Annotated in this window: 23 protein-coding genes and 4 pseudogenes; 13 read left to right on the top strand and 14 right to left on the bottom strand. The window is 59.5% G+C overall.

Annotated features, from left to right (window positions below; all coding sequences use genetic code 11):
* Window positions 1-125 precede the first annotated feature (125 nt).
* The 6 genes from ACSQ2W_RS22870 (at window position 126) to repB (ending at window position 7,388) form a co-directional block, all read left to right on the top strand.
* On the top strand, window positions 126-938 hold the full coding sequence (locus tag ACSQ2W_RS22870) for a TIM barrel protein (RefSeq protein ID WP_436088448.1): 813 nt from the start codon (window positions 126-128) through the stop codon (window positions 936-938).
* 235 nt (window positions 939-1,173) lie between these two features.
* Complete coding sequence (locus tag ACSQ2W_RS22875; RefSeq protein ID WP_436088449.1) at window positions 1,174-2,103, top strand: sugar ABC transporter substrate-binding protein; 930 nt, start codon at window positions 1,174-1,176, stop codon at window positions 2,101-2,103.
* Window positions 2,104-2,253: 150 nt separating this feature from the next.
* Window positions 2,254-3,792 (top strand): sugar ABC transporter ATP-binding protein, encoded by a 1,539-nt coding sequence (locus ACSQ2W_RS22880; protein ID WP_436088450.1) that lies wholly within the window; start codon window positions 2,254-2,256, stop codon window positions 3,790-3,792.
* A 37-nt stretch (window positions 3,793-3,829) separates the two neighbouring features.
* Window positions 3,830-4,855, top strand: a complete 1,026-nt coding sequence (locus ACSQ2W_RS22885) for an ABC transporter permease (protein ID WP_436088451.1) — start codon at window positions 3,830-3,832, stop codon at window positions 4,853-4,855.
* 286 nt (window positions 4,856-5,141) lie between these two features.
* Window positions 5,142-6,353 carry a plasmid partitioning protein RepA gene (gene repA, locus ACSQ2W_RS22890; RefSeq protein ID WP_436088452.1) on the top strand — a complete coding sequence of 404 codons (1,212 nt, stop codon included), beginning with the start codon at window positions 5,142-5,144 and terminating at the stop codon, window positions 6,351-6,353.
* Between the two features lie 72 nt (window positions 6,354-6,425).
* Window positions 6,426-7,388, top strand: coding sequence for a plasmid partitioning protein RepB (gene repB, locus ACSQ2W_RS22895; RefSeq protein WP_436088453.1), 963 nt, complete (start codon window positions 6,426-6,428; stop codon window positions 7,386-7,388).
* An 85-nt stretch (window positions 7,389-7,473) separates the two neighbouring features.
* Here the strand turns inward: repB and ACSQ2W_RS22900 are convergent, their stop codons facing one another.
* From ACSQ2W_RS22900 to ACSQ2W_RS22935, 8 genes and pseudogenes are all read right to left on the bottom strand, one after another.
* Window positions 7,474-7,842 carry a hypothetical protein gene (locus ACSQ2W_RS22900; protein WP_436088454.1) on the bottom strand — a complete coding sequence of 123 codons (369 nt, stop codon included), beginning with the start codon at window positions 7,840-7,842 and terminating at the stop codon, window positions 7,474-7,476.
* A gap of 35 nt (window positions 7,843-7,877) precedes the next feature.
* Entirely contained in the window at window positions 7,878-8,390 is a 513-nt protein-coding gene (locus ACSQ2W_RS22905) for a TniQ family protein (protein ID WP_436088455.1), read from the bottom strand.
* A pseudogene (locus ACSQ2W_RS22910) lies at window positions 8,335-8,996 on the bottom strand (TniB family NTP-binding protein); the annotation flags it as partial. The gene ACSQ2W_RS22905 and the pseudogene ACSQ2W_RS22910, both read right to left, overlap by 56 nt.
* Before the next feature lie 943 nt (window positions 8,997-9,939).
* Window positions 9,940-10,410, bottom strand: coding sequence for an Hsp20/alpha crystallin family protein (locus ACSQ2W_RS22915; RefSeq protein ID WP_436088456.1), 471 nt, complete (start codon window positions 10,408-10,410; stop codon window positions 9,940-9,942).
* Window positions 10,403-10,834 (bottom strand): Hsp20/alpha crystallin family protein, encoded by a 432-nt coding sequence (locus ACSQ2W_RS22920; RefSeq protein WP_436088457.1) that lies wholly within the window; start codon window positions 10,832-10,834, stop codon window positions 10,403-10,405. The genes ACSQ2W_RS22915 and ACSQ2W_RS22920 overlap by 8 nt, the downstream gene beginning before the upstream one ends.
* A 313-nt stretch (window positions 10,835-11,147) precedes the next feature.
* Window positions 11,148-11,432, bottom strand: a pseudogene (locus ACSQ2W_RS22925) (IS1595 family transposase); the annotation flags it as partial.
* Window positions 11,418-11,703, bottom strand: a pseudogene (locus tag ACSQ2W_RS22930) (hypothetical protein); the annotation flags it as partial. The pseudogenes ACSQ2W_RS22930 and ACSQ2W_RS22925, both read right to left, overlap by 15 nt.
* A 64-nt stretch (window positions 11,704-11,767) precedes the next feature.
* Window positions 11,768-12,373: a helix-turn-helix domain-containing protein gene (locus ACSQ2W_RS22935; RefSeq protein WP_436088458.1), complete on the bottom strand. Its 606-nt coding sequence runs from the start codon at window positions 12,371-12,373 to the stop codon at window positions 11,768-11,770.
* Between the two features lie 99 nt (window positions 12,374-12,472).
* Between ACSQ2W_RS22935 and ACSQ2W_RS22940 the strand changes: the two genes are divergently transcribed.
* The 3 genes and pseudogenes from ACSQ2W_RS22940 to ACSQ2W_RS22950 form a co-directional block, all read left to right on the top strand.
* Window positions 12,473-13,483, top strand: coding sequence for a threonine ammonia-lyase (locus ACSQ2W_RS22940; RefSeq protein WP_436088459.1), 1,011 nt, complete (start codon window positions 12,473-12,475; stop codon window positions 13,481-13,483).
* A 135-nt stretch (window positions 13,484-13,618) separates the two neighbouring features.
* Complete coding sequence (locus ACSQ2W_RS22945) at window positions 13,619-13,741, top strand: hypothetical protein (RefSeq protein WP_436088460.1); 123 nt, start codon at window positions 13,619-13,621, stop codon at window positions 13,739-13,741.
* A gap of 35 nt (window positions 13,742-13,776) precedes the next feature.
* Window positions 13,777-13,953 (top strand): annotated as a pseudogene (locus ACSQ2W_RS22950) (IS110 family transposase); the annotation flags it as partial.
* 25 nt (window positions 13,954-13,978) lie between these two features.
* Here the strand turns inward: ACSQ2W_RS22950 and ACSQ2W_RS22955 are convergent.
* The 4 genes from ACSQ2W_RS22955 to ACSQ2W_RS22970 are packed head-to-tail and all read right to left on the bottom strand — an operon-like array spanning window position 13,979 to window position 17,404.
* Window positions 13,979-14,650 (bottom strand): glutathione S-transferase family protein, encoded by a 672-nt coding sequence (locus tag ACSQ2W_RS22955; protein WP_436088461.1) that lies wholly within the window; start codon window positions 14,648-14,650, stop codon window positions 13,979-13,981.
* A 45-nt stretch (window positions 14,651-14,695) separates the two neighbouring features.
* Complete coding sequence (locus tag ACSQ2W_RS22960; protein ID WP_436088462.1) at window positions 14,696-15,286, bottom strand: VOC family protein; 591 nt, start codon at window positions 15,284-15,286, stop codon at window positions 14,696-14,698.
* Window positions 15,287-15,296: 10 nt separating this feature from the next.
* Window positions 15,297-16,616, bottom strand: a complete 1,320-nt coding sequence (locus ACSQ2W_RS22965) for a phenylacetate--CoA ligase family protein (protein ID WP_436088463.1) — start codon at window positions 16,614-16,616, stop codon at window positions 15,297-15,299.
* Window positions 16,613-17,404, bottom strand: a complete 792-nt coding sequence (locus tag ACSQ2W_RS22970) for a citryl-CoA lyase (protein WP_436088464.1) — start codon at window positions 17,402-17,404, stop codon at window positions 16,613-16,615. The genes ACSQ2W_RS22965 and ACSQ2W_RS22970 overlap by 4 nt, the downstream gene beginning before the upstream one ends.
* Between ACSQ2W_RS22970 and ACSQ2W_RS22975 the strand changes: the two genes are divergently transcribed.
* On the top strand, window positions 17,361-18,203 hold the full coding sequence (locus ACSQ2W_RS22975) for a GntR family transcriptional regulator (RefSeq protein WP_436088465.1): 843 nt from the start codon (window positions 17,361-17,363) through the stop codon (window positions 18,201-18,203). The two genes, ACSQ2W_RS22970 and ACSQ2W_RS22975, sit on opposite strands and share 44 nt — an antisense overlap.
* Before the next feature lie 365 nt (window positions 18,204-18,568).
* On the opposite strand, the gene ACSQ2W_RS22980 is transcribed toward ACSQ2W_RS22975, so the two are convergent.
* Both ACSQ2W_RS22980 and ACSQ2W_RS22985 read right to left on the bottom strand, forming a co-directional pair.
* Window positions 18,569-18,898: a phosphoethanolamine transferase domain-containing protein gene (locus ACSQ2W_RS22980; protein WP_436088466.1), complete on the bottom strand. Its 330-nt coding sequence runs from the start codon at window positions 18,896-18,898 to the stop codon at window positions 18,569-18,571.
* Window positions 18,895-19,026: a hypothetical protein gene (locus ACSQ2W_RS22985; protein ID WP_436088467.1), complete on the bottom strand. Its 132-nt coding sequence runs from the start codon at window positions 19,024-19,026 to the stop codon at window positions 18,895-18,897. Before ACSQ2W_RS22985 ends, ACSQ2W_RS22980 begins: the two co-directional genes overlap by 4 nt.
* A gap of 223 nt (window positions 19,027-19,249) precedes the next feature.
* On the opposite strand from ACSQ2W_RS22985, the gene ACSQ2W_RS22990 reads away from it, so the two are divergent.
* The 3 genes from ACSQ2W_RS22990 to ACSQ2W_RS23000 all read left to right on the top strand — a co-directional run bounded on the left by ACSQ2W_RS22990 (window position 19,250) and on the right by ACSQ2W_RS23000 (window position 21,358).
* Window positions 19,250-19,405, top strand: a complete 156-nt coding sequence (locus ACSQ2W_RS22990) for a hypothetical protein (RefSeq protein ID WP_436088468.1) — start codon at window positions 19,250-19,252, stop codon at window positions 19,403-19,405.
* 278 nt (window positions 19,406-19,683) lie between these two features.
* Window positions 19,684-19,869 (top strand): hypothetical protein, encoded by a 186-nt coding sequence (locus ACSQ2W_RS22995; RefSeq protein ID WP_436088469.1) that lies wholly within the window; start codon window positions 19,684-19,686, stop codon window positions 19,867-19,869.
* 211 nt (window positions 19,870-20,080) lie between these two features.
* On the top strand, window positions 20,081-21,358 hold the full coding sequence (locus tag ACSQ2W_RS23000; protein WP_436088470.1) for an L-fuconate dehydratase: 1,278 nt from the start codon (window positions 20,081-20,083) through the stop codon (window positions 21,356-21,358).
* The last annotated feature ends 125 nt before the right edge of the window (window positions 21,359-21,483 follow it).

Here is a 21,483-nt window from a genome sequence, read left to right on the forward strand (position 1 = left end):
TCCGCTTTGACTGCGTGGCAATAAGCTGATGATCCTCCAAGTCTTCGAGGGGCGAAGCCGTGCTCCCAGCGCTGCGCGCGCCGGGCTGCTGCCCTTCGATTTACTTGCAGGAGGAAATATCACCTATGACGACTCTTTCGTTCGCCCTCAATCACATGACCGCGCCGGCATTGCCGCTGCACGAATTCTTCACGCTCGCCCAATCACTCGGCATTTCTGCGGTGGAGATCCGCAACGACCTTGCCGGCAACGCCATCATCGATGGAACGCCTGCGAACCAGGTCAAGGCTCTCGCCGAAAAACACGGGCTGACGATCATCTCGATCAACGCGCTGCAACGGTTCAACGACTGGAACGATGATCGCGCCCGCGAGGCCGAGGAACTCATCGCTTACGCGCGGGATTGCGGCGCAAGGGCGCTGGTTCTGGTGCCCGTCAATGACGGCAGCGGCCAGAAGGACGGCGAGCGGCAGGCGAGCCTGCGTCAGGCGCTGACCGCACTGAAGCCGATGCTGGAACAAGTGGGCATCATCGGCCTTGTCGAGCCGCTCGGCTTCGAGATCTGCTCGCTGCGCTCGAAAGCGGAGGCGGCCGAAGGGATAAGCGCCGTCGGCGGCGAGGGCAGGTTCAGACTCGTGCATGACACGTTCCATCACTATCTGGCAGGAGAAGAAAAATTCTATCCTGAAATAACCGGTCTCGTCCATATATCCGGCGTCGCGGATGCCGGCATCACTGTCAGCGAGATGCGCGATCCGCATCGGGTGCTGGTCGACGCAGATGACCGGATCGACAATGCCGGCCAGATCGAGAGGTTACGAACAAGCGGTTATGCCGGCCTCTTCTCCTTCGAGCCTTTTTCTCCGGCGGTATATCAACGGAGCGACATCGGGACGGCCTTGCGCGCGAGTATGGAGTTCCTTGCTGCCGGAGCATGAGACATGAAGCGCATTGGCCGGCGTTTTTGCGTGTTTATATGCCAATGCGCACTTGACGACCCGTTAAAAAATGGAATACATATTCCGTATTGGCAAGCGTGCGGTTTGTTTATTCTGTTTTTTGAGGCCCCGCCACGGGAGAGGCGGGTAATGGGAAACGGGCATCACCGGGGACCGGGATGCCTCCGGCTTGTGGAGGGTGGTTGCCGGACACCGTTTTGTGGAGGAAATACACATGAAGAAAATGATCATGGGTGCGGCTCTGGCTGTGATGATGTCGACGGCGGCGCATGCCGAAACGGTCGGTGTCTCGATGGCGCTGTTCGATGACAACTTCCTGACCGTTCTGCGCAACGGCATGCAGGATTACGCCAAGACGCTCGACGGCGTGACGTTGCAGGTCGAAGACGCGCAGAACGATGTCGCCAAGCAGCAGAGCCAGATCCAGAACTTCATCGCTGCCGGCGTCAATGCCATCATCGTCAACCCGGTCGATACCGATGCGACCGCTGCCATGTCGAAGATCGCCGCGGAGGCGGGTATCCCGCTGGTCTACGTCAACCGCGAGCCGGGCAACATCGACAGCCTTCCGGAGAAGCAGGCCTTCGTCGCTTCCAATGAACTCGAATCCGGCACACTGGAAACCCAGGAAGTCTGCAAGCTGCTTGGCGGCAAGGGCAAGGCTGTGGTCATGATGGGCGAGCTTTCCAACCAGGCGGCCCGCATGCGCACCAAGGATGTGCATGACGTACTTGCGACCGACGCCTGCAAAGGCATCGAGATCGTCGAAGAGCAGACGGCCAACTGGTCGCGCACGCAGGGTGCCGATCTGTTGACCAACTGGCTGTCGGCCGGCCTGGAATTCGATGCCGTCATCGCCAACAACGACGAAATGGCCATCGGCGCTATCCAGGCTCTGAAGGCAGCCGGCCGCTCCATGGACAGCGTCGTCATCGGCGGTGTCGATGCGACGCAGGACGCGCTTGCGTCCATGGCTGAAGGCGACCTCGATGTCACCGTGTTTCAGAACGCTGCCGGTCAAGGCAAGGGCTCGCTCGACGCGGCATTGAAGCTTGCCCGCGGTGAAACGATCGACAAGAAGGTCTACATTCCCTTCGAACTGGTGACCCCCGCCAACCTCAAAGACTATCAGGCCAAGAACTAAGCCCAAGTTTCGGAGCGCGGCTAATCGCGCTCCGGATTGCCCGGATTTTATGACGGACACGCGCTGTGTGTCCGGTGAACCATCCGCGAACCCCTTGGCGCCTGCGCGCACGGGTTCTGGCCGATGAGGCGAGAGGGAGGCATTAGAACAATGGTTAGTCCGACAACGATGGCGGCGGTGCGTGCGAGTGGCGCGGTACCGAATGCCGAATATCTGCTTGCGGTCGAAGGTGTGCGCAAGGAATTTCCGGGTGTGGTGGCGCTCGACGATGTGTCGTTCCGGCTGAAGCGCGGCACGGTGCATGCGCTGATGGGCGAGAATGGCGCCGGCAAATCGACACTGATGAAGATCCTTGCCGGCATCTACACGCCCGACAAGGGCGAGGTCAAATTCAAGGGCGTCGACATTCAGTTGAAGTCGCCGCTGGATGCGCTCGAAAACGGCATCGCGATGATCCATCAGGAGCTTAACCTGATGCCCTTCATGACCATCGCCGAAAACATCTGGATCCGCCGCGAGCCGAAGAATCGTTTCGGCTTCGTCGATCACCGCGAAATGAACCGGATGACGGCCGACCTGTTTACGCGGCTGAACATCACGCTCGATCCGCAAACCGAGGTGCGCGACCTGTCGATCGCCAACCGCCAGATGGTCGAGATCGCCAAGGCGGTGTCCTATCAGTCCGACGTTCTGATCATGGACGAGCCGACCTCGGCACTGACCGACCGCGAGGTGTCGCATCTGTTTACGATCATCCGCGACCTGCGCAGCCAGGGCATCGGCATCGTCTATATCACCCACAAGATGAACGAGCTGTTCGAGATTGCCGACGAGTTCTCGGTGTTTCGCGACGGCAAGTATATCGGCACGCATGCCTCCACGGACGTTACCCGCGACGACATCATCAAGATGATGGTCGGCCGCGAGATCACCCAGATGTTTCCGAAGGAGGATGTGCCGATCGGCGATGTCGTGCTGTCGGTCAAGGACCTCTGCCTCAAGGATGTCTTCCACGATGTTTCGTTCGACGTGCGCGCCGGTGAAATCCTCGGCGTCGCCGGTCTTGTCGGCTCCGGCCGCTCGAACGTCGCCGAAACGCTGTTCGGTGTGACGCCGGCCAGTTCGGGCTCGATCCGGATCAACGGCAAGCCGGTCAGCATTGCCTCACCGACAGAGGCGATCCGAAACCGTATGGCGTTTCTGACCGAGGACCGTAAGGACACCGGCTGCCTGCTGATCCTCGACATTCTGGAGAACATGCAGATCGCCGTGCTCCAGGACAAATTCGTCAAGATGGGCTTTGTCGATGAGAAGGGCGTCTCGGCGCAATGCGAGGACATGGCCCGCAAGCTTCGGGTGAAGACGCCGAACCTTGAGGAGCGCATCGAAAATCTCTCCGGCGGCAACCAGCAGAAGGCGTTGATCGGCCGCTGGCTGCTGACCAATCCGCGCATCCTGATCCTCGACGAGCCAACGCGCGGCATCGACGTCGGCGCCAAGGCGGAAATCCACCGCCTGGTGACGGAACTCGCCCGCGACGGCGTCGCCGTCATCATGATTTCGTCGGAAATGCCAGAGGTTCTCGGCATGAGCGACCGGGTCATGGTCATGCATGAAGGCCGGGTCACGGGTTTCCTGGATCGGGCGGAAGCGACCCAAGTCAAGGTGATGGAACTTGCCGCACGCTGACGGCGCAGGAAATGCCAACCACAGGGAGGAAAGAGAAATGGAAACCAATGTCGCTGCACAGGGTGCAGGCACGCCCCTTGCCAAATCCAGAAGGCGGATGCCCGCGGAATTCAACATTTTCCTGGTGCTGATCGGCATCGCGCTGGTCTATGAAGTGCTGGGCTGGATATTCGTCGGTCAGAGCTTCCTGATGAACCCGCAACGGCTGACAATCATGGTCCTGCAGGTGGCGGTGATAGGCATCATCGCCGTTGGCGTGACGCAGGTGATCATCACCGGCGGTATAGATCTCTCCTCCGGCTCGGTGGTCGGCATGACGGCGATGATCGCCGCCAGTGTGGCGCAGGCCTCGACCTGGCCGCGGGCGCTTTATCCGGCGCTGACCGACCTTCCGGCGATCGTGCCGATCGCGCTTGGCCTCGGCATCGGCCTTTTGGCCGGCTTCATCAATGGCCAGTTGATCGCCCGCACGAAGATCCCGCCCTTCATCGCCACGCTCGGCATGATGGTCTCAGCCCGCGGCCTCTCCAAATGGTATACGAAGGGTCAGCCGGTTTCCGGCCTCACCGACCAGTTCAATTTCATCGGCACGGGCATCTGGCCGGTCGTCGTCTTCCTCGTCGTCGCGCTGATCTTCCACATTGCGCTGCGCTACACCCGCTACGGCAAGTTCACCTATGCGATCGGCGCCAACGTCCAGGCCGCCCGGGTCTCGGGCATCAATGTCGAGGCGCACCTGGTCAAGGTCTATGCGATCGCTGGCATGCTGGCGGGGCTGGCCGGCGTGGTGACGGCGGCGCGGGCGCAGACGGCACAGGCCGGCATGGGCGTGATGTACGAACTCGATGCGATCGCCGCCACCGTCATCGGCGGCACGTCGCTGACCGGCGGCGTTGGTCGCATCACCGGCACGGTCATCGGCACGGTGATCCTCGGCGTCATGACCTCCGGCTTCACCTTCCTGCGCGTCGACGCCTACTACCAGGAGATCGTCAAGGGCATCATCATCATCGCCGCTGTCGTCGTCGACGTCTATCGTCAGAAGAAGCGCAAGGCTGCATGATCAGGTGATTTTTTCTCGATCGCATCGCTTGCATCTCCCCAGGCAGCGCGGTTGAGGCGGCGGGCAAGGCGGTGCGGCCTTTGCCCCAACAGTGCGCGGCAGCGGCAATCTTGCTGCTGCCGCGTCTTTTTATCCCCCTGTTTCGTCGGTCAAAGATAAAGTCCTTTGCAATCAATGATGTAACGTCTTGTTAACGCTAATTTCCTTGCGTATGACAAAACGCGGCCATAAAAACGGTTATCAGCAGCAAATCACCTGAAAATCGTTATTTGAAAGTATGCCGCCAATGAACGCTACTTCGTCCATTTCCGCACAGTCCATGCTTGGCCATTTCGAGGACCAAATTCTTGAACAGGGCGACCTGATCTCCAAGAAGCTGCATTTGCTCAGCGTTCAGCGTTTCCCCCCCAATGCACGCAAGAGCTTGCGGTCGTTCAGCCTGGCGGAAGCCGCGTCTTATATCGGCGTATCCCAAAGTAATTTGAAGAAGCTGCATCTCGAAGGCAAAGGCCCGGTTCCGCAGACCTCTGCGTCCGGCCGGCGCACCTACAGCGCCGAGCAGATGCTGGAACTTCGGCACTATCTCGACCTGCATGGCCGCTCGGAAGCCAAGATGTATGTGCCGCACCGGCGGTCCGGCGAGAAGCTGCAAGTGCTGGCCGTTGTCAACTTCAAGGGCGGTTCGGGAAAAACGACGACCGCGGCGCATCTCGCACAGTACCTGGCTTTGACCGGGCACCGGGTGCTCGCCGTCGATCTCGACCCGCAGGCCTCCCTCTCCTCCCTTCATGGCTTTCAGCCAGAGCGCGACCAGACGCCGTCGCTTTATGACGCGATCCGCTATGACGGCGAGAAGAGGCCGCTGTCAGAGATTATCCACACAACCAACTTTCCGGGTCTCGACATCGTCCCGGCCAACTTGGAACTCCAGGAGTTCGAGTACGATACACCGCTGGCGATGAGCAACAAGGGGTCGACGGAAGGCAAGACATTCTTTACGCGCATTGGCAAAGCGCTGGCCGAGGTCGACGATCGCTACGACGTCGTCGTCATCGATTGCCCTCCCCAGCTCGGCTACCTGACGATCACCGCACTGACAGCCGCGACCAGCGTGCTCATCACGATCCATCCGCAGATGCTGGATGTGATGTCGATGGGCCAGTTCCTCTTGATGCTCGGCGGTATCCTGAAACCGATCCGGGCGGCTGGTGCTGCGGTCAATCTCGAATGGTACCGCTACCTAGTCACTCGCTACGAGCCGACAGATGTGCCGCAGGCGCAGATGGTTGGCTTCATGCAGTCGATGTTCCACCAGAACATGCTGAAGAACCAGATGTTGAAATCGACGGCGATTTCCGATGCCGGCATCACCAAGCAGAGCTTGTATGAGGTCGAAAGGGCGCAGATGATCCGCTCGACCTATGACCGTGCGATCGAGTCGCTCGATGCCGTAAATACCGAGATCGCGGGACTCATTCACGACGCTTGGAGGCGCTGAATTTGTCAGCTGACAAATTTCGGATTTTCGTTCGTAAATTCAACTCTCTAGAAACTATTCGGAGCGGATGCCATGGCTAGGAAAAACTTGCTCGCAGGTCTTATGGATCAGGACGATGCCACCGATATGCCGGCCTATCCGGTCCGTGGTGCCTCCAAAACGATGATCCGCTCGATTGATGAGCTTGCAAAGCAGGCCGAGAAGCTGATGGAGGGAGAGACGGTCGTCGAGATCGACCCCGATGCGGTCGAGGGCTCCTTCGTCACGGATCGCATGGAAGACGACGGCGAGCAATATCAGGAACTGCTGCGCGCCATGCAGGAACGCGGTCAGGACTCGCCCATTCTGGTGCGCCCTCACCCGGAGAAGGACGGCCGCTACCAGATCGTCTTCGGACATCGCCGTGTACGCGTGGCAAGAGAGATCGGCCGGCCGGTGCGGGCGATCGTCAAGGCGCTGGATGACCGCACGCATGTGATCGCCCAGGGCCAGGAAAATTCCGCCCGCGCCAACCTCACCTTCATCGAGCGCGCCGCCTTTGCCAGGCGGCTGGATGATCTCGGTTACGACCGTGAGACCATCAAAGCCGCGTTATCGGCCAATGCGGCATCCGTCTCAAAAATGATGTCCGTTACGGAGCGGATTCCCGCCGATGTCATTGCGCAGATCGGGTCGGCGTCCGCCGTTGGGCGCGAGCGCTGGGTGGAGCTCTCGCTGCTGATGGGCAAAGCCGGAAATCTGTTGAAGGCAAAGGCTATTCTCGCGGATGAAAGTGTGCGCGTGCCGGACAGCAATACGCGATTCAACTCTGTTCTCGCCGGGTTGAAGACGACGGCTAAACGGGTGACGAAGTCGGTCGCGAGCGGCAGCACCTGGACGCCCGCCGACAAGAGCGTTTCGGCGCAGATCAAAAGCGGCAACAATGGGTTTTCGCTGTCCCTAAAGGCCAGAAATGCTGCGAAGTTCGGCAAATTCCTGACCGATCATCTCGATGAGCTCTACGAACGTTTCGCGAAGAATGAGGACAAGAGCTGAGAATTGCTCTCAAGTCCTTGAGAACCGAAAACGGTGTCGTTTGGCACTTAAACGTAAGACTGCGGCTGTTTCTTTCTTGTGAATCTCACATTAGGTGCAACTGCGAAGACGACCGAGATTGACGTGCGCAGTCCACGATATCGTTTATAGCGTTGCCGAAGCGTGCTTTGTTCTCGCCCATCATATGGCTACGCAGCATGTGAACCATCTCCGGCCCGGCGCGCTGGACGATGGCCACACCAGCTAAAAGAGCCTGCCTCAAATGCAGCGGCAAGAGCGTACTTGCTCGCGTCGGGAGTTCGCTACTTTCCATCCTGAGAACGTCATCGAGATCAGGAATGATCACGCCGAGCACTCTATAGCCTGACGGTTCGTCATGAGCGGGGAAAGGCTTCGGAACGCGTCGCATCAGCAGGAGGCCGGCAATCTCGCTTGGCGCCATCCAGTTTTGCATGCCGCGCTCGGCCTCGTCGTCGAGAAGCTGTTCTCCTATAAGGGCACTATTGTGATATCGACTGAAGGGAGAGGGGCGGGCACCCCGTCAGTGTTCTGAAGGAGGTTACCACAAAGCGGACAGGTGATGCGCCAGCCGAGAAACCGGCTACGAAGAACGGGCTGCAACTCGTTAGTAATCGGACTACAGCTGCAACATAATTGCCGGGGCTCGCTGGCAATCAGGCGCCGCGACGATTGCGCGATGTTCGAAAAGGTCATGCGCAGCCCCGTGGCGGGATCAGCAGAGAACATACGGGCTATGCGGACAACCTGACTTTCGGTGATGTCTAGATCGGACGTGCGCAAAGATTGTACCTCGGGAAGGCAATGCTGAAGCATAGCCAAGGGAGGGACCGCATAGAATGCAGCATGCCGAATGATCCACGACGACAGAACTTCATCGGGGTAGGGAGCCAGCCTTACCGGCAATTGCCGTGCGGATATTCCCATCTCATGCGAACGCTGCTTCGGCGTCAAATTCCGGCTCCCATTTCTCAATGGCTTCATCGGTAATCCGCTCTCTTCCGCTTTCGATTGCCTCGATAGCCAGTGAGTTGATTATGTGGAAGATGTTGGCAGTGATGCCCTCGGTGATCTTGCAGTATCCGCCGCATACATCGCCACCAATGGCCTCACGGGCATCGTTGACCCCGAAGCAGACGAGCGAGATCTGAAGGCGGTTGCTCAGAAAGCGCAATGTGTTGAGGACGATGCGTTGCTCGCGATATGTTCCAGCGAGAATGTTGTGCACCTCGTCGATCACCAGCACTTGCACGCCGATTGCTTCCATGATGCGCAACGCAGCTTGCTCCATTTGGGCGATATCGGCGCGCGGCAGCTGTGGTGCGCCGAGGAGTGTCAGAAGTTCGGCATAAAACCGTCTCTCACCAGGCCGGCTGGTCATCTCCATGGCCAGAACCGGCGTCTTCAGCCTGCCGGTGAGCGAATTGAAGCTTGGCGGATGCTGGTCACGCAAACGCTTCATGAGCATTGTTTTGCCCATTCCGCTGTCACCGTATATGGCGATGGAAGGCATTGGCGTCGTGGATGATCGACCAGGAGGTTGAGGCGATCGAGTACCTGCTTGGCACGCGGATAGCCGACGAGACGGCGCGGCTGGGTAGGGGAGGGGGTGTTATAGGGCGCTGACATGGGCGGATTCTCGCCGAGGTTTTACAGTTATGCAATGCGTGAGAAAAGGTTCCTTTGCAGGCGTGTTTTATCGATTGATTTGCAGGCTCGTACAGCCCAACGGAGGGGTTGTCTGATGCACCGACACCGGCGAGCAGACAAAACGCGCCTGCGGCTTCGCATGGCCGAAATGCGCCAATTGCGGGGATTCAGGAGGGCAGCCATGAGAAGGAAGGGGCTTGCCGTCGTTCGAAGCCCGTTCGCGGCGGCGAATGCTGCTCGCTATCCAGGGATCCTGGATGACGTCGTCCGCCTAACTCGGGCGAGAATCCAGCGAACCAGGGCGAGAAAAGCTGCAGAAACCCAGCGTTTCCGGGCGATTCCACGATCATGACCAACAGACAGAGAGCCCGCAAACGTCTTCATTAGCGATGTTTTCAGGGTTCTGGTCGATCCTGTCGGCCATTCTGCCAGCAATGGGCAGGACGACCGAAAAGCCAACATTATCGGTCGTTATGGCATGGCGACGGATTGTGCGGTTTAAGGCAAAGCTGGCGAGGAAACCGCTCCCAGAGGCCACTTCGCGAGCAGCGCATGACTGCCCACGCCCCGCCGTATGAAAGGCGCGTGGCCCAGGATGATCAAGCTGGCGACCGGGCGTAGGTTGAATCCGGGGACCACCGGGAGGTTGCGAAAACCCCATCGTGGCTCTGGTCTTGGGGCCGCCCTTCGGAGGGATCTGTGTACGCCCCTTCGGGGCGCTCAGGGAGGTTTTGCTGGGAGTTTCGAGTGTTTTAACCATATCCAACCATCCTAATAGATCAAATCTCCTTCTAGGACAGCCCCGGAAATCACATCGCTTCGGTCATAGAGTAGGCCCGGCGAACCGCTGGCGAGCGCGGCGTTTTCGCAATCCTCTCGACCGTCAGGGAACAGATCTCACTTCGATCCGCTTTGCCGCTGCCTCCGGAGCTCTCGGGATGGCGAGGTGAAGCACACCGAGCTTCAAGTTCGCCCCAATTCCATTGATGTCAAAATCCCCGGAGAGAGTGAACTGCCGCTCGAAATCGCCAACCGCGTACTCGCGATAGGCCTGGCTGTAGCCCTCGGGGGCGTCCTCTTCGACGCGGCCATAGATCGACAGCACCCGCTTCTCCAACGTGACCTCCAAACCCTCCGGGCTCACGCCGGGCAGATCCGCAAGGACGACATGGCCGTGTTCGGTCTCGTAGATGTCAACCCGTGGTATGAAGACCGGTCTCTCATGGGTCCGCTCGCCCGCGTCCTGCTCCGCGGACAGCTTGCCCTCTAGCTCCGGTTGGCTAGTCAGCGCGGCCTGAGACTGCTGCTTGCTCTCGCCCTTCGTTCCAGCTTTCGTGGTCTCTCCCTTAGCCATGATCCGCCCCCTTGCTCGCCTTCACACTAATGCGCCTGGGTTTGTCCTCTTCAGCTCGAGGAAGATCCAGAATCAGTACGCCATTGACGAGATCCGCTTCAACCTTGCTCGGATCGATCACAAACAGCAATGACACGGTCCGCACAAACCCGCCCCCACGACGCTCACGCCGGTGATATCCTTGGGCCTCCTCAGTTTCGGTGTGCCGCTCTCCGCTGAGAGTAACCGAATCTCTGTGAATGAGGATGTCCAAGTCTTCTGACCTTACTCCAGGCAATTCGGCGGTGATGATGACGCCGTCCTGGTTTGCGAAGACATTCACCGCCGGGAATTCCAGCGCCCTCGCGCCGCCCCGGCTCACTTCGTCTTGGAAGCGGCGTATGTTGCGGAAAGGATCTGCGCCGTATAGCATTCGTGCGACCATTGGCTTCTCCTCGGAAGGCCGCCCCTCACAAGGCCCTCGGGCTGCCTCGATACCACGGTTCCGCCCTTCACCGCCTGATGGCTTGACGTTTGAAGATTATCCCCAAAGGAAGCCTTATTCGACATTATACAGGGCGTGAATGATTTTGGCGATTGCGGTTATGCTTGCGGCACCGCGCCGGGGGCGGAATGGTCGATATGACTGAGGCGCGGTTGCGATAGGATCAGGTGCACAGCGGCAGCTCTGCCGGAATGAACACTCCGAACCCGCAAGGATCAGAACAAGAACTGGTCCCCCAAACGCGCGACGTTTATCAACCAAAGACAGCTACGGCTGATTTGATGCTGATACCGCCGTCCGGGCTTCGGCGCATCTGCCGCGCGATCGCCGCGCGAAAGACATTCGGCAACTGCAGGGCTGGGGGCACGCGCGACCAGAGGGTTCGCACGATTTCGCGGCCATGCCGGGTTTTGCGAACGGTACTGCCTGTGACGACACGCTGCGACCAACGGAAGCCGATCTCCTGGAAATACAGATCCCCATGCTGCGGGCTGATGTGGTGAAAGACGCCGGCAATCGCAGTGCGACTAGCATTGAAGTCGTTGGCGAGCCAGGCTGGTGTTGCATCGCCTTCCCGGATCATCTGGTTCCACCGCCCGGAAGGGATTCGAGCCTGCAAACGGGGAATCAATCCCGAGTGCGCGCGCGAATGCGATGCGTTCGGTCAATCCGACCAAGTTTCATCGCCCCCGGAGCGTCCGGAGCCCCGATCGCAGCCAGTGAAAGCGCGTCTGGCCTATTGCCGGGTCGACACCCAGGAGCCCGTCGAGGGTTTGCAGCGTTTCCGGATCGAGGTCCGAGATAGGTGTAGTTTCGGTATTGGCGTTTGACCAGGCTGTGAGCGACCGGATCGTCGTGTACGGTATTCTCTGATCAGGAACCCTCTTGTGTTTCGCGACCCGCAACATTCTGCGGAATGAACCGGTAGTGGATTAAGTCCATGACAACAGCCTCGCCCTGCGTCCGATTGCGGTAGCCGTGGCGGCGGTCGGCAGGGAACCGTAGCGACTGCCCCTCCTTGAGCAGCCTCCAATCTTCCTCGACCAGCAATTCGACCTCACCGTGCAGGACGGTCACATGTTCCACAACCCCGATGTCATGCGGCTCTGAGATACTCTCAAAGTCAGGTGCGAAGGTTAGCTCGTATAGTTCGAAACCGAATCGGGCCTCATAAGGAAACAACAAGGCGCGCTGCATCCCTTCCTGCGACGGGCGCACCCGGAGACTACGGGCGTCACGCAAAAGCAAGACACCGCCTTCTTCGCGATCCGGCTCAAGCAGGGTGGTCATCGGAACTCGCAAGCCCGTCGCGATCTTCCAAAGCGTCGCAACAGTCGGGGTGGATTCGCCGCGCTCGATCTGGCCCAGCATTGCCTTGCTGACTCCCGTCTGCTTAGCGGTCTGATCGAGGCTCCACCCGAGCTCGTGCCTGATGGACTTCAGTAGCTTTCCTGTTTCAACGGGACTGATGGACTTCATTTAAGACCGACCTCGCATTTGTGCGTTATAGCGCACATCCCGAGTATGCGCTATAACGCACACCCACGCAACCACAACACAATGTCCAAGGACTATCCCATGCGATCTGTCGGTGAAAGATCCACAGCATACCCTGAAGTCAGGCAACCAGACACCAGGCTCGACCTCGACCGCATTCTTGCGACTAGGGAACAAATTTCATCCGTGTTTCGCGACACGCCCCAATTCGCTTGCCCCGCTCTTGGCGACGTGCTGGGATGCGAAGTCGTCATCAAACTTGAGACTGCAAACCCGATCAGATGCTTCAAGGGACGAGGGACCGAGGTCGTTATGTCTCGTCTGGCAAGCAGCCCGGATCCCAAGGCCGCGGTCTGCGCCAGCGCCGGCAATCTCGGGCAGGCGCTCGCACATAGTGGCCGGGCACGCGGAATTGGCGTAACCGTGGTGGCGGCGACAAGCGCCAATCCCGCGAAGATCGATCGCATTCGTCGGCTCGGAGCCGCCGTCGACCTGGTCGAGGGCGATATTGAGGAGGCGCGACAACGCGCCCGCGAGATCGCGGCCAGCGACAATGCTTTACTCGTAGAGGACAGCGAAAACCTCGACACCTGCGAGGCCGCGGGCACAATCGGGCTGGAGCTCATCGAAGGGTGCGACCGCATCGACACGATCCTGCTCGCACTCGGCGGCGGCGCGCTGGCCACCGGCGTCGGCCACGTCTTCAAGAGCCTGTCGCCCACAACCGAGGTGGTGTGCATCCAACCCAGCGGAGCACCCGCCTTGGCTCTGTCTTGGCGGGCGCGAGCGGTCGTCACCACAGATCGCACCGACACTATCGCCGACGGCGTCGCCGGCCGCTTCCCGATCGCGGCGGTCCTTCAGGACCTGCTCGCCGTCGCCGATCACGTGCCGCTCGTCGAGGAAGCAAGCATCAAGGCAGGCATGCGCTTGCTGCATCAGCACGCCGGCCTCGTGGTCGAGCCCTCGGCCGCTCTCGGCATCGCGGCTATCCTGGAAGATTCCTCGCGTTACCGCGGCAAGCGTGTGGTAGCTGTGATCTGCGGGTCGAACGTGCTGCCGGAAGCGTTTTCGGAGTGGATAAAGGACTAGGCAGATGGCCGTGAACGTGTAGTTGAATATCTGATATTCACGGTCCCTTCGGCCTTAGACCAGATGAGTGATTTACGGCCACAAAGCCGTTAGGTTTTCCTTGTCAAACGAATTGGTTTGGAAAGGAAGAAGCTTATGGAAAGAATGGTTTATGTCGGCCTAGATGTTCACGCTGAGACGATTGCCGTTGCGACAGCGGATGATGGCCGGAATAGTGACGTGCGGTTTTACGGCACGCTGATGCAGTTTTACGCCTGACAAAACGGCTTTCGGCTACAGGTGCGCGACCGGTGTTTTGCTACGAAGCAGGTCCGTGTGGCTATGGGCTGTATCAGCTTCTGACAAAACTCGGATTTGATTGTGCCGTTGTCGCGCCGGCCATGATCCCGCGCCGCGCTGGAGATCGGGTTAAGACAGATCGGCGCGATGCGGAAATGCTGGCGCGGCTGTGGCGAGCAGGAGAACTGACGCAACGTTCACATAGCGAGGGATGGATCAGGCAACGAAGTCCTGATCATTCATCGAACTGCCAAATCCGGTGATCACGCTGCTGACCTCGTCCCAATGCGGTAGTGCCTTCATTCGCTCCAGCCAGGCCCGGACATTGGGGAAGCGCGAGAGGTCATAGCGGATAAGTTCGCCGCATGCGACAAAACCTGCGCCGAGATAGTCGGCGATGGTGATATCGTCGCCGGCCAGGAACGCGTTGCCTTTGCCGAGATAGTGGTCGTTAAGCACCTGCAGCCAGAATCCGGCCTTGTCGCGTCCCCATTCGATAGCGACCTTTTGGCCATCCTCGCTTGGCCTCTTGTGATGCGGAAAGATTTGCGGATAGACCATATTGTAGGCCCAGTCGCGATAGAAGCCGGTATTGAACCAGTCCATGATCTCGTTGACGCGCGCACGCTTTTTCAGATCTTTCGGGTATTCCGGCATGTCGTATTTGTCGGCGAGGTATTTTAGGATTGCCGAGCACTCGGTCATCCTGAGGTCGCCGTCCTCGAAGACCGGAACCTGCCGGCTCGGATTGAGTGAAATGAAGGGCTCCTGATGATGGGCGCCCGTCATCAAGTCGACGACTTCTTCTTCGACTTTAAGGCCTTTTTCGGCGATGAGCAGGCGGATCGGCCGGCTGGTCTGCGACACGGGGTGCATATAAAGCTTCATTGTTTCCTCCATTGACTGCTTGCGGTTGGAGCGCGCTTCGGGCTTTCAGCTGCGGGGATATGGGTTCATCGGACCGCGGTCCGAAGACAGGCTGCCGCGATTGCGTGCCGTCAGGGTCTCGATCGCATCGGCAAGGTGGATTTCGGCGATGTTGTAGTCGCCGCGTGCCACTCTGATCCTGTGGGCCTCGAGCATGACGTCGCCGTGACCGTAGCCGAAAGGCGGTTCGAAACGGTAAGACGCCAGTTCGATCAAGAGGCCGAGCGGGTCCTCGAAATAGATCGAGTCCATGAAACCGCGATCCTTCGGACCCGAATGCTTGATGCCGCGTTCGTTAAGGCGCTCCACCGCCTGCCGGAAAGTGGCCTGAGAAACGGCAAAGGCGAGATGGTGGACGCAGCCGATATCCGTCGAGGTGCGTTTCGGGTCGGGCTTGCGGCTCTCGTCCGTGAAGATCGTGATCAGCCGGCCATCGCCTGGATCGAAATAGAGATGGCTCTCGGTGGCTTTGTCGAGGTTGGGCTGCTCAAAGACAAAGGGCATGCCCAGGATACCTTCCCAGAAATCGATCGACGTTTGACGGTCTGCGCCGACGATCGTTACGTGGTGCACGCCCTGTGTCTGCAGTTTCCTCATCGTCTCCTCCTCATGTCGCGGCTTGCGACCAGTCGACCAGTTTGGACTTGTAATCGCTGCGCGGCAACGTGCCCCACGGCACCAGCTCGATCTCGGTCGATACCATCAGATGGTCGCGGATGCGCCGCTTGATCTGGTCCGACAACTCTGCCGTTGCGCCAGCGCCCTCGGCAAGTTCGACGGTCACCGGCAGCGGCGGCGCTTGCTTGACGCCATGCGCCTTCGGTCGAATCGAGATGACGCCGCTGACGGCCGGCTGGAACGCGTTGACAGCTTCGCGGATCACCGTCGGGAATATGTTGACGCCGCGCACGATCAGCATGTCGTCGGTGCGGCCGATGCAACGAACCCTCGGCGCGGTGCGGCCGCAGGCGCATGTGCCTACATGCAGGCGAACGTGATCGCGGCTGCGGAACCGCAGCAAGGGAGCTGCCCGATGCTGAAGATGGGTGTAGACGAGCTCGCCTTCGACGCCATCGTCGATGACTACGGGCACGCCGGTTTCCGGATCGATCAGTTCGAAATGCACGAAGCCGCGGCCGGAGAAGTGCATGCCTGCCTGTTCTTCGCATTCGCCCCACAGGGAAACAGAAATGTCGCCAATACCCATGGCTTCGGTCACCGTTGCGCCCCAGGCCGTCTCGAGCCGGCCCCGCAGTGCGGGTTCGCCTCCGCCCGGTTCGCCGGCGACGAGAATGCTCTTGATACTTGAGTTTGCGATATCGATGCCGCGTGTCTCCGCCCATTCGGCAAGGTGCAGAGCGTAGGAGGGCGTGAGCGCCAGGATTTCGGGTTTCAGCAATTGTACCGCGGCCATCAGCCGCTCGGTGTTGCCGGCGCCCACCGGAATCTGGCAAAGGTCGAGCGAATTAAAGGCGTCAAGCGTAACCGCTGCAACGAACGGTCCGGCATTGTAGGTCGATACGATTTTCTGGCCCTTAAGGACCCCAGAGGCACCGTATGACCGGCAGGAAGTCTCGATCCAGTTTGCGAGGTCGGAACGGGTGAGGGGGATATAACTTGGTGCACCGGTGGTGCCGCTGGTCGAATAGATGCGAACCACCTCCCTCATCGGCGACGCGAGATGCGTCCCGACCGGATTTTCCGGCGTGCGGCTCACATGCAGTTCGTCCTTCTCGGTCATGGGGAGATTTGCGATTTCGGCGAGGCCTCCGACGCCAGTGGCCTCCTTGAAACCGGCTTCCGTCAATTTCTTCCGGTAGAAGCGCGAATTTTCAAAGAGATAGGCGATCTGGGCGCGATAAAGCTTGTCATCCGCGTCAACTTGCCGATCCCAGGGCGATGATTCAACGGCCGGATTGTGCATCATCCTTCGGCTCCCGGTTCGTAGGCGATCGCCTCTTCCGCATGCGCTGCCATGAGAAAGCCGATCGGGCGCTCCTGCTCCTCGGCGAGATGGGCGAGCAACCCGCCAGTGCGTGCAAGGATGGGGATGGCCTTGATCATCGTCATCGGAAAATCGAGATCGAGGAGCACCGCGGCAATGGCCATCGATACATTCATCGGCAGCGGCTTGCCCCAAACCGCCTGGACTGCGTTTGCCGTTTCACGTGCGAGCCGGACATAGGTGCCGGAAACGCCTTTGGCGTCTGCCAATGTAAGGATGCGTTCACAGCGCGGATCGGTCGGCTTGTGGATCGGATGGCCGAAGCCGGGCACTTTGCCGCCTTCGTTGCGGATATCACCGACAATCGTCTTCATGGCTTCGGCGCGGTCGAGCCCGTGCTCTCTTATCCTTTTCTCGGCTTGGCTCAGAAACTTGCCGCAGAGTTCCGAGGTGCCCAGCACGACCGTGCCGCAGCCGAGAATGCCGGCGGCGACGGCGCCCTGCAGAAAGGACGGATCGGCGGCATAGGTCATGCGAGCGGCCTGGTTTGTCGGCACAAGTCCGTGCTCGGCGATCGCCACCAGCAGCAGGTCGAGGAAATAGCACTGAATGTCGGTGGGTTCGCGGCCGGTCAGCAGCAGATGGAAATAGGCGGTAAAGGAAAGCCGACCCATGAGATCGGCGCACAGATCCTTGCCGCGCACTGTAACACTTGCCGCGTCAGCGGTGCTGATCGACGTCGTTGCCGGTTCCGCCTTGCCAATCAGCATGACGCCTCCTCCCGCACATTTTTCTTTTTTTGTAGGACAATGTTGTATACAAAAGAAAGCGCTGTCAATCGCTGTTTTGCGTGCAGCTTTTGTCAGCAAGGAGATGGGTTTGAGAGCAACGAGAGAATTGAAGGCCGAACCTCATGGCCGGAAGGAAGTGTCTGTCGCGGACTATCTCAGTTCTGCGATCCTGAACGGGCGTTTGGCACCAGGCCAGCGCTTGATCGAGGCGGAGCTGACAACCGATCTTGGGGTCAGTCGCGGCCCGGTGCGGGAGGCCTTCCGCCGTCTGTCCGCCGAAGGATTGATCGAGATCGTCCCCAATCGCGGCGCCATGGTGCGCCGGCTGTCGATCATGGAAGCGCTTGAACTGTTCGAGATCCGGACGGAGCTTGAGGCGCTTGCGGCCAGGCTTGCTGCCGTCAATATGAAGGACCCTCGTGTCCGGGCCGCGTTCGAGGAGGCAATCGCGCCTATCTGGAGTATCGAGCCGCGTCATTCGACGGCCGACTATTTACAGGAAAACCAGCGGTTTCATGCAGCGGTCATTGCAGCAGCCGGGAACGGTCAGCTCGTCAAGCTCAATCAGCAAATGCATCTATCGTTGATCATGGCGCAGATCAGCTCGTCGCTGACCTCGCATGTCATTGGCACGTCACTGCATGAGCACAGGATGATTGCCACCGCAATTCGCGCCCGGGATGCGGAGGCGGCGGATGCCGCCATACGCGACCATCTGCACCGCGCGCAAGAATTCATGCGCGCGATGCCGTCGGAACTGTTTCGCCGCGAGGATTAAAAAAGGATACTGGCGCTGCTTTGGCAGGTTCTTGTCGGTGAAGCCGTATCAGCAAGCCGTCGTCAGTTCTGTCACGGCACGATACGCGTGGTGGTCGAGGTTGAAATCCTTCCGGGACTACGTTTTCGGCAGCCGCCGCCGAGCGATCGCCACATGGAAATTGGCGCGCCATATAGGCCCGATCGGCCCGAAGCTGGGAAATTGGGGAGCATGAGGAATTGTGGGTCTTTTCGTTTTTTACCGTTTTCAAATCTGACCGCCTTGTGAAAAATCAGAGGACGGACTTTGGACCATACCCCGTAATTTCGTCGGCGCCCCACAATTCCTCATGCTCCCCGCAGGGCGGGGCTCAGGACAAGAGCAGTTCAAAATCCTGCGCTAAGCTCGAACGGAGCGTGAACCGTCGTCTCGCACACGCATGATTGTCTGCCGATTTGTAGGGCAAACACGGTGATGTGGGTGAGGAACCCCGCCGTCATCAGATGGCCGGCTTCCGAGCCCGTCGTCTCGGCGGCGTTGCGGATCATGTCGAGGTCGATGATGGTCCCGTAGCGGTCCATGAACCACGAGGCGGTCGCTGCGCTGGTGATGAGAAGGATGAACAGCGGCTTGGTCAGATATTTCACCGACACGGCAATGCACAGCGCCGAGAACAGCGCGGCGAGCCCGATGCAAAGCAGGACGAGGCAAGTCACCGCTTTGCCCAAAAGGTGCCGTTGGTGACGACGAGCAGATAGAGCGCCACCACCACGCTCAGGGTCGCGCTGCCGATTGCCGGGCGCGCCAGCCGCGGCGCCGTTGCCGGAAGGGTTTCGAAGGTCATTCATCGTCTCCTGCTTGGGTCGGGAACCTCGGGGCGCTGACGCCGCGCCGCCGGTCTTGCGCCGCGACATCTGGGCCGGTTTTCTGACAAGAACCTGAACGGGGCAGGACATGCGGTGGCGGGGCGGGGGGTGCGCGGCAGGAGAGGTCGGGAACGGCCGTCAACGTTCAGCCAGCTGTCAGGATTGCCCGGCAGACTGGCAGCGGATACTGGAGATTATTGTTTGAAGGCGCGTCGAATTCCTCTGGGGCTGCCCTACGTCGCCATTCTCATCCTCGTCGTCATAACGATCCCGCTCGCCCAGTTTGCCCGGCGGCAACCGATCAACCATTGGCAATCGACAACATTCTCGGCTCGGCTCAATCAGATGAAGATGTAGAAAGGCTCTTCGCGGGTCATTGCACCGCACAGCAATATGTTGCGCCGCAATACGTTATTGGAGAACACAGTTCCTAAAAAGCCCGACAAATATCATACTATTGAAATTTTATTCTACGATCTTCGATCATCGAATTGACAAACCCGATCTGTCATGTACTTTCAGAACCGGGACCGATATCTCGACTATTTTCAATTCTCTCATTTTCCGTCAGACGCAAACCGCGTCCACGCTTATCCGTGCCAATCAGTATTGCGCCTTGAACGGAGATTTCAATTATGAAGCAGGTTGTCGAATGCCAGGGTATCGCGGTTGGTGTTCTCATACCGCGTGATGGCTGCCTTGCCTTCATGGCAGTGAAATACGATGTCATGGAGCTTGATGGCAGACGCTTTTCGTCGGCTGCCGAAGCGCGCGAAGCCGTTAGAGCCCATGTGGCGCAACGCGTCGCCTTGGCAGCCTAAGTCTTCGAGGGGCGTCCCCGAAACTTGCCGAGCCGAGAAAGTCACCGAACGTCATCTCCACCGGAACGCCGTCCGGCGTCGGGCTTGGCCAGAACCGCCGGTAATCTGAAACCCGGCCAGACGATGAAACTCGGCATCGAAGGGCTTGGCGAACAGCGCCTGCGCGTCAACGCCGCCTGATATTGCAAATCATCACGATCGGACATTCGCCATGACGAAAATCGTCGATATGCAGGTTCTCGACCTGCGGTTTCCTACCTCCCAGCATCTCGACGGTTCGGACGCCATGAACCCCGACCCGGATTATTCGGCGGCCTACGTGATCCTCATGACCGACCGAGACGGCATGGAGGGGCACGGGCTTACCTTCACGATCGGGCGCGGCAACGAGATCTGCTGCGCGGCGATCGCAGCCATGCGCCATCTCGTCGTCGGACTGGAGATGGATTGGGTGAAGGCGGATATGGGCCGCTTTTGGCGGCACATCACGTCCGATAGCCAGTTGCGGTGGATCGGCCCCGACAAAGGCGCCATTCATCTGGCGACGGGTGCAGTCGTCAATGCCGTCTGGGATCTCTATGCCAAGCTCGAGGGCAAGCCGGTCTGGCGGCTGGTCGCCGATATGAGCCCGGAGGAATTCGTCCGGTCGGTCGATTTCCGCTATATCACCGACTGCATCACGCCGGACGAAGCGCTGGCGATGCTGAAGCGCAATGCCGAGGGAAAATCGGAGCGCATCGCCACGCTGGAGAAAGAAGGCTACCCCTGCTACACGACCTCGGCGGGCTGGCTTGGCTATGATGACCAAAAGCTCAGGCGTCTCGCCAAGGAGGCCGTCGATGCCGGCTTCAACTACATCAAGCTGAAGGTCGGCCGCGACCGCGCCGACGACATTCGCCGCCTCCGGGTCGCCCGCGAAGCAATCGGCCCGGATCGCAATCTAATGATCGACGCCAACCAGGTCTGGGAAGTCAATGAGGCGATCGACTGGGTGAAGGATCTCGCCTTTGCCAAACCGTGGTTTATCGAAGAGCCGACGAGCCCGGACGACGTCGAGGGCCATGCGAAGATCCGCGCCGGCGTCGCGCCGGTGAAGGTCGCGACCGGCGAGATGTGCCAGAACAGAATTGTCTTCAAGCAGCTCATCATGCGCGGCGCAATCGACGTGGTGCAAATCGACGCCTGCCGGCTCGGCGGGGTCAACGAGGTTCTGGCCGTGTTGTTGATGGCGGCCAAATACGAGCTTCCCGTTTGCCCGCATGCCGGTGGCGTTGGCCTTTGCGAATATGTCCAGCACCTGTCGATGATCGACTATGTCTGCGTGTCCGGTACGCGCGAAGGCCGGGTTATCGAATATGTCGACCACCTGCATGAGCATTTCGAGTATCCATGCGATATTTTTGGCGCTGCCTATATGCCGCCGAAAGCACCGGGCTTCTCCATCGAGATGAAGCCCGCGTCGCGCGAGACCTACCGGTTCAGGGGATGATGCGATGGATCTCGGCCTGAAGGACAAGGTGGTGATCGGGTTGGCGCCGGGCGCTGTTCGTGACCTGGCGCAACTGCGGGAGTTCCCGACACCGAGCTCCCCCGCAAGGACGCGACCGTTGTCGC

This window comes from Pararhizobium sp. LjRoot255 (genome assembly GCF_964252905.1).
Classification (GTDB): domain Bacteria; phylum Pseudomonadota; class Alphaproteobacteria; order Rhizobiales; family Rhizobiaceae; genus Pararhizobium.